At 74.0% G+C, this 13707-nt stretch carries 11 protein-coding genes; 2 read left to right on the plus strand and 9 right to left on the minus strand.

Annotation, left to right across the window (positions count from 1 at the left end; genetic code table 11):
* Positions 1–42 precede the first annotated feature (42 nt).
* The 5 genes from pulA to ACSNOA_RS23080 form a co-directional block, all read right to left on the minus strand.
* Positions 43–5574, minus strand: a complete 5532-nt coding sequence (gene pulA / locus ACSNOA_RS23060) for a pullulanase-type alpha-1,6-glucosidase (RefSeq protein WP_436661325.1) — start codon at positions 5572–5574, stop codon at positions 43–45.
* Between the two features lie 223 nt (positions 5575–5797).
* The gene (locus ACSNOA_RS23065) at positions 5798–6526 is read right to left on the minus strand and encodes a cellulose binding domain-containing protein (RefSeq protein ID WP_436661326.1); all 729 of its coding nucleotides are present in this window, start codon (positions 6524–6526) and stop codon (positions 5798–5800) included.
* Positions 6527–6560: 34 nt separating this feature from the next.
* Positions 6561–7205, minus strand: a complete 645-nt coding sequence (locus ACSNOA_RS23070) for a hypothetical protein (protein ID WP_436661327.1) — start codon at positions 7203–7205, stop codon at positions 6561–6563.
* Positions 7206–7384: 179 nt separating this feature from the next.
* Entirely contained in the window at positions 7385–7774 is a 390-nt protein-coding gene (locus ACSNOA_RS23075; protein ID WP_436661328.1) for a hypothetical protein, read from the minus strand.
* Positions 7775–7811: 37 nt separating this feature from the next.
* Positions 7812–8468 carry a hypothetical protein gene (locus ACSNOA_RS23080; RefSeq protein WP_436661329.1) on the minus strand — a complete coding sequence of 219 codons (657 nt, stop codon included), beginning with the start codon at positions 8466–8468 and terminating at the stop codon, positions 7812–7814.
* Positions 8469–8487: 19 nt separating this feature from the next.
* Between ACSNOA_RS23080 and ACSNOA_RS23085 the strand changes: the two genes are divergently transcribed.
* The gene (locus tag ACSNOA_RS23085; RefSeq protein ID WP_436662464.1) at positions 8488–8670 is read left to right on the plus strand and encodes a hypothetical protein; all 183 of its coding nucleotides are present in this window, start codon (positions 8488–8490) and stop codon (positions 8668–8670) included.
* 13 nt (positions 8671–8683) lie between these two features.
* Here the strand turns inward: ACSNOA_RS23085 and ACSNOA_RS23090 are convergent, their stop codons facing one another.
* Together ACSNOA_RS23090 and ACSNOA_RS23095 are read right to left on the minus strand one after the other, a co-directional pair.
* Positions 8684–10354 carry a right-handed parallel beta-helix repeat-containing protein gene (locus ACSNOA_RS23090; RefSeq protein WP_436661331.1) on the minus strand — a complete coding sequence of 557 codons (1671 nt, stop codon included), beginning with the start codon at positions 10352–10354 and terminating at the stop codon, positions 8684–8686.
* 177 nt (positions 10355–10531) lie between these two features.
* Positions 10532–10909 carry an ArsC/Spx/MgsR family protein gene (locus tag ACSNOA_RS23095; RefSeq protein ID WP_436661333.1) on the minus strand — a complete coding sequence of 126 codons (378 nt, stop codon included), beginning with the start codon at positions 10907–10909 and terminating at the stop codon, positions 10532–10534.
* A gap of 939 nt (positions 10910–11848) precedes the next feature.
* Between ACSNOA_RS23095 and ACSNOA_RS23100 the strand changes: the two genes are divergently transcribed.
* Positions 11849–12496, plus strand: coding sequence for a C39 family peptidase (locus tag ACSNOA_RS23100; protein WP_436658522.1), 648 nt, complete (start codon positions 11849–11851; stop codon positions 12494–12496).
* A gap of 108 nt (positions 12497–12604) precedes the next feature.
* Here ACSNOA_RS23100 and ACSNOA_RS23105 read toward each other — a convergent pair whose 3' ends face one another.
* The gene (locus ACSNOA_RS23105; RefSeq protein WP_436661335.1) at positions 12605–13252 is read right to left on the minus strand and encodes a DedA family protein; all 648 of its coding nucleotides are present in this window, start codon (positions 13250–13252) and stop codon (positions 12605–12607) included.
* A gap of 88 nt (positions 13253–13340) precedes the next feature.
* A complete protein-coding gene (locus ACSNOA_RS23110; RefSeq protein WP_436661336.1) occupies positions 13341–13697 on the minus strand; it encodes a VOC family protein in 357 nt (118 codons plus the stop codon).
* Positions 13698–13707 lie beyond the last annotated feature (10 nt).

Genomic DNA, 13707 nt, shown 5'->3' on the forward strand with positions numbered 1-13707 from the left:
CCCCTCCCGCTGCGGCGGGAGGGGGCCGGTCCGCGTCGTGCCTCAGCGCTGGCGCACGAAGACCGCCACGCTGCGGGGCGGCACGGTGAAGGTGCCGGTGCCCCGGTCGAACGCCGCGGTGCGCAGCGCCGGGTCCGCCGAGGTGCGCAGCACCGGGTGCAGGGCCACGTCGGCGCCGCGCAGCCCGGGAAGCCGCTGCGTCGCCGTGTCCGGAGTGGCGTTGAAGACCACCGTCACCGACGACCAGCGCGGGTCGATGCCCCGACCGTCCAGCGTCATGGTGAGCACGCCGGGTGTCTCGCCCGGGCCGGAGAGCGGGAAGGCGACCCGCTGTTGCACCTGCTCGGCGGTTGCCAGCCCGAAGACCGGCGACGAGGCCCGGATCCGCAGCAGCTCGGCGTAGCGGGCGTCGGTGGTGTCGATCGCCGCGCAGTCGGGCACCAGCGCCGGGTCGGCCAGCAGCGGCCGGGCGTACGGCCACTTGTCCTGGTTGTCGGCGGCGGGCGGCAGGCCGGCGCCGAAGCCGTTGCCCTGGGCGCAGTCCCAGCGGATCTGGTTGAACCAGTCCCCCGAGTCGTACGAGTTGCGGTCCAGCGACTTCGAGCGGAGCCGTTCCGTGCCGGCGGTCACGAAGCCGGTGCCCTGGCCCAGCACGACCGTGCCCAGCGCGAGCACCTGCATCCGGGCACGGTCCGCCGCCGGGGTGTCCTGCGGCAGCTTGTACGCGAGCGCGTCGTACAGGATCTCGTTGTCGTGCGCGTCGACGTACGTGACCGCCTCCCCCGGCGCCGCCGTGTAGCCGGCCGGCGAGCCGTTGTAGTCCACCTGCGCGCCGGTGACCTCCCTCCCCGCCGAGTCGGTGAACCGGTAGCCGCGCAGGTTGCCGGTCAGCCCCACCTTGACCAGGTCCTGCTGGTGCAGCAGCCGGGCCCGCTGTTCGTCGGCCGTGCCGTTCACCGGGTCCCCGTTCGGGTCGGTGTAGAGCCCGGACGCGAAGCCCTGCACGCGCGGGTTGGCGTCGAACGGGCCGCCGCCGCGCACCGCGTCCCGGAGCCGGTCGTTGAAGGTGCCCACGCCCGTACCGGCCATGTTCACCTGGGTGGCCTGGACGAACCGGGCGTCGTTCGCCACCTCGCCGAAGTTCCAGCCCTCGCCGTAGAGCAGGATCGAGCGGCCGTCCACACCGTCGCGGGCCCGGGTCAGCCCGTCCAGCGCCCTGCGCACCGCCAGGATGTTGACCTTCGGGTGGTGGCCCATGAGGTCGAACCGGAAGCCGTCCACCTTGTACGCCTTCGCCCAGGTGACCACGGAGTCGACCACCAGCTTGCCCATCATGGCGTGCTCGGGGGCCGTGTTGGCGCAGCAGGTGGAGTTCGCCACCGTTCCGTCGTCCAGCAGCCGGTGGTAGTAGCCGGGCACGATCTGGTCGAGCACCGACTTCGGGTCGGCGCCGGCCGCCGACGTGTGGTTGTAGACCACGTCCATGACCACCCGCAGGCCGGCGCCGTTGATACCGGCCACCATGCGGCGGAACTCCGTGGTACGCGCCCCGCCGACGGGGTCGACCGCGTACCCGCCCTCCGGCACCGTGTAGTGCAGCGGGTCGTACCCCCAGTTGTAGCCGTCCGTGGCGGCCACCGCCGCGACGCACGCCTGCTGCCGGTCCGAGTCCGGCGGGAGCGCCGCCAGGTCGCAGTCGGGCTGCCGCTGGTCCTCCCGACGCTCGGGGATGGTCGCGAAGTCGAACGCGGGCAGCAGGTGCAGGTGGGTGACCCCGGCGTCCCCGAGCGCCCGCAGGTGCCGCATTCCCGCCGTGGCCGGGTCGGTGAAGGCGAGGAACGTGCCGCGCCGCCCGTCCGGCACCGTCGTGTCGGCGATCGAGAAGTCCCGCACCGACAGCTCCGAGATCTGCGCCCGGCTCGACGGCACCGCCGCCGGCTTGCGCAGCGCCGACCAGCCGGGCGGGGCGAGCGCCGGGTCGGTGAGGTCGACGATCTGGCTGTGGGTGGAGTCCGGCGCGAGGGCCACCGAGTAGGGGTCGGTCACCGAGGCGGTCGTCATCCGTTGCACGGCCGGCTGCCACGCCTGCACCTGGTAGCGGTAGTACTTCCCGGTCCACGACCGCTCGCCCCGCACCGACCAGACACCCGTACGGTCGTCCCGGCGCATCGCCACCGTCCGTGGCGGGGCGGTCGGCGAGTCGAACAGCTGCACCGACACCGTCCGGGCGGTGGGCGCCCAGACCGCGAGTGTCGGCGTCCGGCCGGCGAAGGTCGGCCCGAGCCGGGCGTCGGTGGCGCGGGCGTACACGTCGTCGAGCACGCCCGGGATCTGCACGCCGGTGATGGCCAGCAACGTCCCGTCGGCGTCGCGCTCCGTGACCAGCACCTGCCCGCGCAGCGCGGCCGGCACCCGGGCCAGGTCGTCCCGGGCCAGGGTGAACGCCCGGTACGCCCACAGGTGGGGGAAGGCCGACCGCTGCGCCTCCGTGAGCCCGTTGCGCTGCGCGGTCAGCGGCAACGTGGTGTACGTCCCGGTCAGCTCGCCGTCGACGACTGTCACACCGCCCGTCGGCGCGGCCACCAGGGCATACCGCCGGCCGTCGGTGGGCCCGGTCTGCCAGGCCACGGTGGACCGGTCGATCCAGTGCGCCCGCTGCTTCGTGACGTCGAGGTCCCCGCCGCCGGCGCCCGCGGTGGGCGGCAGCAGCCGGCCCGGCGTGGCCGCGAGCAGCCACACCTCCCGCCCGGCGGCCGCGAAGTCGAGCCGCTGGTCGTCCGGGAGATCCTTCTCGTCGCCCGAGTGGACGATGTAGCTGAGCCCGGTCGCGCCGGCCGCGAGCGGCACCCGGAACACGGCGCCGAACGCGTCGACGCCGGTCGGCTCCAGCGGGTCCGCCCAGTCCGTCGGGTCGGCGGCGCCGTCCCAGACGTGCAGCCCCCAGCCGTCGTAGTTGCCGTCCGCCCGCCGGTAGTGGATCACCGCGGTGCCCTCGTCGACGGGTGGGTCGGGCTCGCCGGTGGCCGCCTGACGGGTCGGATAGGTCGCGGGATCGCCCTGCTTGACCCAGACCTCCCCGGTCCGCGTCACGTCGATGGTCCGGTCCTTGTCCACGTCCTTGTGGCCCGCCGCGTCGACCACGAGGAAACCGACGGACCTCGCGCCCGGCTTCAGCTTGACCCAGGCGAACCGCCCGTACGAGTCCTCACCCGCGAAGGGCTGGCCCGCGGGCCACTGTGTGACGTACGCCGGGTCGATGTCGCCCCAGGCGTAGAGCCGCCAGTCGCCGTAGTCACCGGCGGGGCGCTGGTAGTGCACGACCGCCCAGTCCCGCGACGTCTCCGCGGCGGGGGTGCCCACGGTGGCCGTGGACCGCGCGGTGGCGGTGCGTCCGCGACCGTCGCGGACCACCGCCTTGTACTCGATCCTCGTCCCGCCGGCCAGCCCGGTCAGGTCGTGGTGCACGGTGTACGGGGCCCGGTGCGCGCTGCCCAGCAGCGTCCACGGCCCGCCCGCGACCCGGGCCGCCACCGTGACGGTGGCCAGGGGGTCACCGGTAACCTGGGCGGTCACCGCCGCCCGGGTGGCCACCGGCTCCCGCGGCGACGGCGCGGTGATCGTGATCGAGGGAGCACGGTCGGGGCGCGCGACGGGGGTGCCGGCCCGGTGCACCACGGCCGACAGCGGCGGCACGGTCACCGTCACCCGCCCGTCGGCGCCGGCGGTGACCGCACCCGACGTGCCGTAGATGCCGGTGAAGGTCGCGCCCGCCGACCACGTGTCCACGGTGACAGTCTGCGGGGTGTCGGCGTTGTTCACCGCCACCACGTACTCGGTCCGCTCGCTCGGGAGGATCCGGGAGACGGCGAGGACGCCGGGGCCGTCGGCCGCGTACCGGGTGACCTGGACGCCGTCGCGCAGGGCCGGGTGCGCCTTGCGCAGCGCGCCCAACTCGGCGATCGTGCGGTACAGCGGGTGGTTCGGGTCGTACTGGTCGGCGGCGTGGGTGCGGTCGGTGCCCAGCAGGTCGTCGTCCAGGTAGTCGGGCACCGCCGAGGCGAACATGTCCTGCCGGGCGTCCTTGTCCCCGCCCGGTCCCGTGAAGCCCTGCTCGTCGCCGGAGTAGACCACCGGCTGCCCGCGGGTGAGGAACATGAGCTGGTGGGCGAGCTGGTCGCGGCGCAGGTGGGTGCCCGGGTCGGTGCCGCCGCCGGCGATGAACGAGCCGATCCGGCCCATGTCGTGGTTGCCGAGGAACGTGGTGAGCCGGTTGGCGTCGGTGTCGCGGGCGGCGTACAGGTCGTCGCGCGCGTACACGTCGGCGAGCGTCTTCGCGGAGCCGGCGCCGGCCGTGTAGCCGCGCGCGGCCTCCTGGAACGGGAAGTCGAGGGTGGCCGGCAGCCCGCCGCGGCGCACGTACGTCGAGGTGACCTCCGGGTCGGCGCTGTAGACCTCGCCGAACATGGAGAAGTCCTTCTTGCCGGCGCGTTCGGCGGCCCGCTCGACGCCCTGGCTGAACTGCGGCCAGAAGTCGAGGTTGGTGTGCTTCACGGTGTCCAGGCGGAACCCGTCCACCCCGGTCGCGGTGACCCAGTCGGCGTAGATCTTCGTCATGCCGCGGACCACCTCGGGGCGCTCGGTCCACAGGTCGTCGAGGCCGTAGAAGTCGCCGTACTCGCTGTTCTCGCCCGTGAACGTGGAGTCGCCGCGGTTGTGGTACATCGTCGGGTCGTTCAGCCACGCGGGCACCTTGGCCGTCGCGTCGGCCGGGGTCGGGAACGTCGGGGTGTACGGGAAGGACTTCTCGTTCACGTCGGGGAAGTCCCGGGTGCCGTCGGCGTAGTTCCGGTCCTCGAAGGCGCGCCCCTGCGCGTCCCGGTACGGCGAGGTCGCCTTGTCCACGTAGGTGTACCGGTCCTCGGCGTACCGGATGACGTCGGCGGTGTGGTTGACGATGACGTCGAGGTAGACCTTGATGCCCCGCTGGTGCGCCAGCCGGACCAGCCGCTTGAGGTCGTCGTTGCTGCCGAAGTGCGGGTCGACCTGCGTGAAGTCGGTGATCCAGTAGCCGTGGTAGCCGGCCGACACGTCGGCCCCGCTGCCCTGCACGGGCCGGTTCCTGAACACCGGCGCGAGCCAGATGGCGGTGGTGCCGAGCCCCTCGATGTAGTCGAGCCGCTCCAGAACGCCCTTGAGGTCGCCGCCGTGGTAGAAGCCCTTGTCCACCGGGTCGTACCCGGTGCGGAGCCGGTCGCCGGGGAGCTCGCCGCGGTCGTTGCGCGGGTCGCCGTTGGCGAACCGGTCCGGCAGCACGAAGTAGAACTGCTCGGCCCGGGCCGCGTCGTCGCCGGCGGCGAGCAGCGCCTCGGCGGAGGGCTCGGTGCGCCACTGCGCCGCGCCGGCGGCCGCCGGGGCGGACGGAGCCGCCGCGTCCGTCGGGGCGGACGGGACCGCCGCGTCGGATGTGGACGCCGCGGCGACCGGGCGAACGGCGACCGGAGCACCGACCAGAGGGAGGGCGAGCAGCGCGGCGAGAGCGAGCAGGGCCTTGTGCGGCAGCGGCGGGGGTTTCATCGACGGCCTTCCTCTGGTCGTTGATTCGCCCGCACGCTAGCCCTTGCCGAAAGGTTCTGCAATACCTTGCAAACAACGTCGCAACACGGCAGTGAGCTTGCACAACGAATCGACCGGCACGCCGTTTCACGGCGACGGCCACGCCGGACCGGCGGCGGCGCGGGACCGGCGTGGCCGTCGCCGTGGGCCGGCGGCGCCGTGAGACCGGCGGCGGCGCGGACCGTCAGAGACCGGAGCAGCCGCCGCCGTTGACGGTGCACACCGTCGGCGTCGTGCTGTCACCCTCCACGTGGAACTGCAGCACCACCGACGTCCCCGACGCCAGGCGCTCGCCGCTCCGGTAGGTGTAGCCGCCGTCGCTCTGCCGCAGCGTCCCCTGCTGGGCGTTCGCCACCCAGGCGGTGGACAGCCGGCCGCCGGAGAACGCCAACCGGACCTCCCAGTCCTGGCCGGTCCGAGAGGTGTTGCTGACCTTCACCGCACCGATGAAGCCGCCCGTGAACTCCCGGTCGACGCCGTAGCGGCCGGTCACCGCGGGCGGTGCCGGCGGCGGGGCGGAGATCCGCGGACTCGGCGCCCCCTCCGGCGCCTCGGCCGACGCTCCCGCCGGTGACGCCGTCCGGGACGGGCTCGGGGCGGACGGCGACGACGAGCGGACCGACGGGCTCGGCGACGGTGTCGAGGACGAGGGCGCGCCCGCGCTCGACGGGGCCGTCGTCCCCGCGGTCGCGTCCGCCGTCGTGGCCGCCGACGGCCAGCGCGGCGTCGGCAGCGGCGCGCCGGCGTTCGCCGGACGCGCGCTCCCCGGCCCCGGGCTACGGCCGCGGTACGTGCTCAGCGCGACCACCAGCAGGACCACCATGACAACCACCCCGGCGAAGACCACGATCCACGGCGAGGACGCGATCGCCCTCCCCGGGGACCGTCCCGGGTCGTCACTCGTGCCGCCCATGTGTCTCCCTCCGCAGCCGTGGGGAGCGTAACGGTCAACCGACCGCGCAGTCGTTCCCGTTCACCGTGCAGCCGACCAGCCGGTCGTCCCTGTCGCTGCGGTCGTACCGCAGCCCCAGCTCGACGCTCCGGCCCGTCCCGAGGCGGCTCGTGCCCCGCAGCACGTACTGGCCGTCGCCGCGGTAATACATCCGGACACCGGTGCCGGCGAAGACCTCCACGTCCCGGACCCGACCGCTGAACGTGAGCCGCACCGTCCACTCCTCGGCGCCACCGGTGCCATTGTGGACGTCCAGCTCCGCCTCGACGTCGTACCGGTCGGCGTCCCGCACCCGGTAGGTGGCGGTCAACGTGCCGCCGACGAGCGGCGCCGGCTGCTCGGCGGCCGGCGCGGACGAGGGGCGGGGCGGGCGCGGAGCGCCGGTCGTGGGCCTCGCCGTTCCCCGCGACGGGCGCGTCGCTGCCGTCGCGCGGCTCCTCGCCGGAGTCGGCGAGGCCGAGGCGGACGTGGAGGCGGACGCGGAGGGCTGCGCCGGCGGGATCGGCAACGCGAGCGGCGGCACCGACGCGGCGACCGGCTCCGGCTCCCGCACGCGGAAGGACAGCGAGGCGACGAGCAGAAGGGTCGCCAGCGTCAGCACGCCGAGCAGGACGACGATCCACGGCACCGACGCCAGCATCCTGGGCGCGCTCCCCGGGGCCGGTTCTCCGGCAGGCCGCACAGGCATGAGTCCCCTCTCGTTCGGGCCGACCCGCCAGAGTAGTCAGCGCGGGCCACCGCGGGAACGGCGGCGTCGCCGAACCGACCGACCGGACGGCACCCGGCGCCGCGAACGGCTGGCGGACGGCGGCGCTCCGGTCAGCCGGTGCGTACGACGGTGCAGATGACGGGGCCGCCGTCGCCGCTGCGCAGCAGGTAGCGGTAGCGCTCGCCCGGGACCCGCGCGCCCTGGCTGTCCAGGAACTCCCACTCCACGGCGACCTCGGTGAGCAGCGCGGAGACCGGCTGCACGTCCTCGATGAGCGCGTGCGCCGCGACCAGCTCGCGCTCCTGGTAGTCGGGCGCGGCACCCACGAAGGAGAGCGCCACGGCGGCCAACGAGTTGAACGAGAAGCTGTAGGTGTCGGTGACCACCAGCCCCGGCAACGCGTAGCAGCCGGCGAGGGCGGGCACGTCGCCGGCGGTCAACGCCACGCCGTACCGGTCGAAGAAGTCGGCCAGCGTGCCGAGGTCGGTGGAGGCTCTCACGGCGCAACCTATTGCCGCTGGCCACGGCGGCCAAACCTCAGCGCGCGGGAACGCGCACCTCGATCTCGGCGCCGAGGCGGGCGCCGGCCGACAGGCCGAGGTCGTCGCCGCTCCAGAAGCGGCCCGGGTCGTACCAGTTCGGACGCCGCCCGGCGGGCAGCAGGCCCATCGCCTCGTACGTCACCGCCACCACCTCGGCGCAGTACGCGGTCTCCAGTGTCCGGTCCGCGCCGGCCGCCGACGGCCGCGCGCCGCGACCGGGCCGGGGCAGCTGCGGCACCCGGCCGCGCACCCACCGCCAGGCCAACTGGGCCGTCGACGGGAACGGCGTCCCGTCCAGCCTCGCGACGGTGCGCAGCACCGCGTTCTCCATCTCACCGTCCGCCGGCGGGTCCAGCTGGCGCAGCCAGGCCCGCTGGCCGTAACGGTTGGCCCAGACGCGGACCGCGTCGGCCAGATCGTGCAGCTGCACCCCGCGCTGGTGGCCGCCCGACCACATGTCCGGCAGCGACCGGCCCAGCTCCGCGTGCCACATCAGCGGCGGCATGTCGTCCAGCACCACCGCCATCCCGACATGGTTCACCGGGCTGTTCGTGGTGAGCTGGATGGCCCGGTCCGGCACGCTGCGGCCACGGAACACCCACAGGTCGCCGGTGCGGGTCAGCTCCACCGCCTCGTCCAGGCTGATGCTCATAGGCGTCTACCCTAGGCCGATGCGGCTACGGATGCGGTGGTGGAAGGTGCTCGGGCTCGCCGGCCTCGCCGGTGTCGCGGCGACCGGTGTCGTGATCGCCCGGGCCGAGCGGCGACGCCGGGCGTACGCCCCGGAGGAGATCCGGGAGCGGCTGCGCGCCCGGCACGCGGAGGCCACCGAGCCGCGCCACGACGGCGGCTGAGGAAACGCCGGCGTCAGCCGTCGTCGTACTGGTTGCCGTCCCAGCGCCCGCCGATCGGCGGGGTGTCCAACCGGAGCGGCCCCGCACCGTTGCCCGCCAGGTCGTTGTCCTGCACCCGGCAGGCCACGCAGCTCCCCCGCCCCGTGATCCAGAGCCCGTACGTCTGGCTCGGCTCGTCACGGTGGTCCCAGACCCGGTTCCCCCGAACCGTGGCCGAGTCGAACGGCGCGTTGACCGTGATGCCGGCCCGGACCGGCGGCGGCTCCGGGAGCGCGTACGCCATGCCCGGCGCCGGGGTGTCCTCGTTCCAGGCGGTGTAGGTGTCCGGCCGGATCTCGGCGAGCGCCAGTTCGGTGTCCGTGTTGCCGGCCACCACCGCCGTGTGGGACCCGACCCGCAGCACCTTGCCGCGGTGGCCGTCGGCGGGCCAGTGCGCCGACCGGTCCGACATGGACCGCGGGCCGTACCGCACCGACTCGCCGCCGCCCGTCGCGGCCGGGGCGCGCCGCCGGCCGTTGTTGCGGACGCGGTTGTTGACGACCGCGGCGTCGGCCATCGGCCGGTCGATGCGGATCCCGTCGAGCCCGTTGTCCCAGATCTCGTTGCTGTCGACCACCACGTCCAGCGCCGGGCCCCGGTAGCCCCGGCCGAGGTCGTGCTCGTGGTAGCCGTACGCCCCGTTGCCGCTGATCCGGTTGCCGCGGACGGTGTACGGCCCCGGCGTGTTGCCCATGCTGATCCCGTCGCCGACATTGCGGTCGATGACGCAGTCGGTCAGCAGGCCGCCGCGGCCGGCGACCCCGGCGGTGCCGTTGGCGGAGACGTCGAAGCCGGCCTCCAGGTTGCCGGTGAGGGTGCAGGCCGACACGATGAGACCGTCGGCGCCCCAGTCCGAGATGCCGAAGCGGTTGGCCTGGCTGTGGCAGCCGATGATGCGGATGCCCCGCGGCGGCGCCCAGTCGTCCTTCTGCAGCTCCAGGAAGATTCCGTTGGTGCCGTTGCCGAGCGTGGTGCAGTTGGCGATGGTGAGCCGCTCCACGTCGCCCCAGCCGCCGATGCCGACGCCGATGCCCGCGCCGCCGATCTCCTCGCCGGTGTCGAGCCGGCCGCAGCCGACCACCACGCACCCATCGATCAGGCTGTCCTGAAGGAAGTCGCAGCCCAGGCCCGTCGCCCCGGTGTGGTGGATGTAGAGGTTGCGGAACACGCCCCGGACGACGTACTGGAGCCCCAGCCCCTTCGCCAGGTAGCTGTACTCGGCCATCGCCACGCCGGACCCGTCGATCTCGAAGTCGGCGAAGGTGCAGTCGGCGATGTGCCGGTCCCGGTCCGCGCCGTGCTGCACCGTCGTCCAGAACGCCAGCGGCGTCGGATCGGACCGGTTTCCCTCGTTGCTCAGCACGAAGCGGGTGGCCGCCGGGCCCGCCCCCACCAGCGACACCCCGCTGCGCCAGATGGTGCCGGCGTCCCGAATGGAGTAGATGCCCGGCGGGCAGTGGATGACCCGCGGCCGCCCGTCCGCCGCGTACCCTTCGCCGAGCCGGTCCACGAGAGCGGACAGCGCGGGCTGGTCGTTGGTCACCCCGTCACCCTGCAACCCGTGGTCCCGGGCGTCGCAGTAGAGCGGCGCGCCCGCGACGGGCGTGGGCCGCTGCGCGACGCTGGGCAGGCCGTGCTGCGACACCCGACGCCCCCTCCGCGATCGGTCCTCCCGAGCCGCGGGGCGCATTCCCGCTCGCCGTGGCGGGAAACTCGGGGGACGGGCCGCGCCGCCGTGAGTCCCCGTGCGGGACCGCCGTGAGTCCTCGTGCCGCCGCCGTCAGTCCTCGTGCCGCCGCCGTCAGTCCTCGTGCCGCCGCCGTCAGTCCTCGTGGCCCGGCGTTCGGTCGACGGCCTCGTTCAGCGCCTCGGGCGTTCGGGCGAGCAGTGCCGTGCCGTCGTCCAGGAGCAGGATCGGCCGCTGGATCAACTCGGGGTGCGCGACCATCGCGTCGATCCAGCGCGTCTCGTTCGCGTCGTCTCGCGGCCAGTCGGCGAGCCCCAGCTCACGCGCCGCCGGCTCCTGCGTCCGGCACACCTCCCACGGCCGGGCGCCCAGCCGGCGCAGCACCTCCGTCAGCTCCGCAGCGGTGGGCGGCTGCTCGAGGTAGGCCCGCAGGCGGTACGGCACCCGGGCCTCGTCGAGGGTGGCCCGCGCGGTGGCGCACTTCGAGCAGGCCGGGTTGTTCCACATCTCCATGCCGGCCATCGTGGCAGGCCCCCGGTGAGACGAAAAGATCGACCGGGTTCCGGCGCGGTCGGTGCCCCAGCGGCGTGATCGGCTCGTGCTCGGTGAGGCGCGGCGTCTGGCGGCGTGATCGACGCGTGTCCCCCGAGGCCGCGGTGTCCGGCGGCCGTGATCGACGCGTGTGCCCCGGCGCGCGGCGACGGCCGGCGGGTGTTGTCGCCGTCGCCCCGTTCGGCCGTGATCGACTGCATTCCGGCGATATGGCGGTATCCGGTGCTCCCGGACACCGCCACATCGGCGAAACGGAGTCGATCACGCACGTCAAGCGCGCATGTCCGGTTGACCTCGTTCCCGGGCCGCGTTGGATGTCCGGTTTACGGTCGGTCGTCCCGTGGCCGGGGTCACCCCACCGCCGGAATCATCGCCGACCCCGGGTCGTTGAACATGGTTGCGCCGCGCGACCCCCACCCCCGAGGCCGCGAGCAACCGGCCCCGGCTGCCGGAACACCCGGCCGCCGCAGGTGGTTGACAACCCCGGCGCCGCAAGCCCGGCGCAAAGCCGAGCCCAGCCGGCGCGTGGAACCCCCGACCGCGGAGCCCCGACGGAACATCCGACCGGCCCCGCCGGTTGGACCCCCGACCGCGGAGCCCCGGCGGAACATCCGACCGGCCCCGCCCGTTGAACCCCCGGATCACGGGCCCACGGAACCCGCCCTCGGAACCCCGCCGGAACGCCCGGCCCGCCCGGCGGAATGCCCGCACCCGCCCCCGGGGCGGAATGCCCCGCCGGCCCGCGGGGCGGAATGCCCCCGCCGGCCCCCACCGTTACACCCCCCCGGCCGCCGAGCAGGCCACCCCCGCCCGGCAGCCCCCTCGATCTTTCCACCGCGCGACACCCCCCAGCCGTCGCGCAGGCACACCACACCCCCGAACCAGAAAGGCACACACCTCATGCGTACCGATCTGATCCGCAAGACCGCACTCACCACCGCCGGCCTCGCCGCCACCGGCATCGGCATCGCCGCCCCGGCGATCGCCGCCCACGCCGACGCCAAGCCCGCCGCCCAGACCCAGACCCAGCGCGGCCACGGCCAGCGTGAGCTCAACGTCCGCTACGAGGCCCAGCCGAACTTCTTCTACTGCGGCCCCGCCGCCACCCGCAACGCCCTCTCCGTCCAGGGCAAGGACATCAACGTCGACGCCATGGCCAAGGAAATGGGCACCACCGAAGCCGGCACCAACTCCATCAACGACATCACCCCCGTGCTCAACAAGGAAACCGGTAAGAACGCCTACCACAGCGTCGAAATCTCCAAGCCCACCGCCGACGACAAGCAGACCGACCAGCTCACAACCGATGTCGTCCGCACCGTCGACGACGGCCGCGCCGTCGTGGCCAACATCGCCGGCACCACCACCGACACCGACGGCAACACCCACTCCTACGAAGGCGGCCACTACATCAGCGTCGTCGGCTACCGCGACAACGGCCACCAGGTCAAAATCGCCGACTCCGCCGACCCCAACACCGCCTCCTACTGGGTCAGCGTCGACCACCTCGCCGACTGGATCGCCACCCGCGGCTACTCCACCAACTGACCCAACCGTCCAACCAAAAGGGCCGGCCCCCACCACGGGGGCCGGCCCTTTCGTCGTCGCCACAAGAGCGACCGGCCGCTCCGGCGACGGGCGGCTGGCGGCTGGCGCTCAGCGGGTCCCGGCGGAGACCGTCTCGTCGCGTTCCGGTTCGCCGTCGCTGCGGTGGGCACGCCGCCGCAGCCACCAGGTGGTGCCGAGCCCGGCGAGCACGGCCACGACGAGCCCGGCCCAGGAGAGGTCCTTGAGCCAGTGCTCGGCCACCCGTCCCAGGTGGAAGAGAAGGTACGTGGTGGTGAAGGCCCAGAGCAGGCCACCGGCCGCGTTGGCGATCAGGAACCGGCGGTACGGCACCCGGAGCGCGCCGGCCAGCGGGCCGGCGAGGATGCGCAGCAGTGCCACGAACCGGCCGAAGAAGACGGCCCAGACGCCGTGCCGGGCGAAGCTCAGTTCGGCGCGGGCGAGTTGTGCGGGGCCGAGGTGTCGAGGGAAGCGCCGGCCCAGCCGGGCGAGCAGCGGCCGGCCGCCACGCCGGCCCGCCGCGTAGCCGATCGAGTCGCCGACGATGGCGCCGAGCGCGGCGGCGGCCGCCACCCACTCGGGCTCGACGGCCCCGGTCGCGGCGAGCAGGGACGCGCTCACGAGCGTGATCTCGCCGGGCAGCGGTACGCCCATGCTCTCGACACCGATCACCCCGGCGACGATGAGGTAGACCGCGAGCGGCGGCAGCGCCACCAGCCAGTGTTGTACGTCCAGCACGCCCTGCCCCTCCCCGTTCCGGCCTCGAACCCTACCCGCGGCGCCGCGGGTAGGGGTGTGCGCCGAGGCGGACGGTCGCCCAGCGCGCTCAGCCGGCCGGGGCCAGGAACTCGAGCCGGTTGCCGTGCACGTCCTGGGTGTGGAAGCGGCGCATGCCGGGCAGTTCGTCGTCACCCCAGGTGACCGGCACGCCGGCGGCGGTGAGCCGGGCCGCGAGGGCGTCGAGGTCGGGTCGTACGAGGGCGGGGTGGGCCTTGCGCGCGGGCCGGAAGTCGTCCTCGACACCGAGGTGCAGTTCCGCGCCGTACCCGGTGAACCAGCATCCGCCGCGGGCGGCGAGGGCGGGCGGTTTGGGTTTCTCGGTCATGCCGAGCAGGCCCGCGTAGAACGCCCGGGACGCGTCCTCGGCACCGCGGGGGCAGGCGAGCTGGACGTGATGGATCATGACGTACCTC

Source organism: Micromonospora sp. URMC 103 (assembly GCF_051386435.1).
Taxonomy (GTDB): domain Bacteria; phylum Actinomycetota; class Actinomycetes; order Mycobacteriales; family Micromonosporaceae; genus Micromonospora.

Excerpts from the sequence above, each read along its gene's own strand:
- ACSNOA_RS23070 (WP_436661327.1), bottom strand. The coding sequence starts at position 7,205 with ATGCTGGCGTCGGTGCCGTGGATCGTCGTCCTGCTCGGCGTGCTGACG.
- ACSNOA_RS23095 (WP_436661333.1), bottom strand. The coding sequence starts at position 10,909 with ATGGAGATGTGGAACAACCCGGCCTGCTCGAAGTGCGCCACCGCGCGG.
- ACSNOA_RS23085 (WP_436662464.1), top strand. The coding sequence starts at position 8,488 with ATGCGGCTACGGATGCGGTGGTGGAAGGTGCTCGGGCTCGCCGGCCTC.
- ACSNOA_RS23065 (WP_436661326.1), bottom strand. The coding sequence starts at position 6,526 with ATGGGCGGCACGAGTGACGACCCGGGACGGTCCCCGGGGAGGGCGATC.
- ACSNOA_RS23080 (WP_436661329.1), bottom strand. The coding sequence starts at position 8,468 with ATGAGCATCAGCCTGGACGAGGCGGTGGAGCTGACCCGCACCGGCGAC.
- ACSNOA_RS23110 (WP_436661336.1), bottom strand. The coding sequence starts at position 13,697 with ATGATCCATCACGTCCAGCTCGCCTGCCCCCGCGGTGCCGAGGACGCG.
- ACSNOA_RS23100 (WP_436658522.1), top strand. The coding sequence starts at position 11,849 with ATGCGTACCGATCTGATCCGCAAGACCGCACTCACCACCGCCGGCCTC.
- pulA (WP_436661325.1), bottom strand. The coding sequence starts at position 5,574 with ATGAAACCCCCGCCGCTGCCGCACAAGGCCCTGCTCGCTCTCGCCGCG.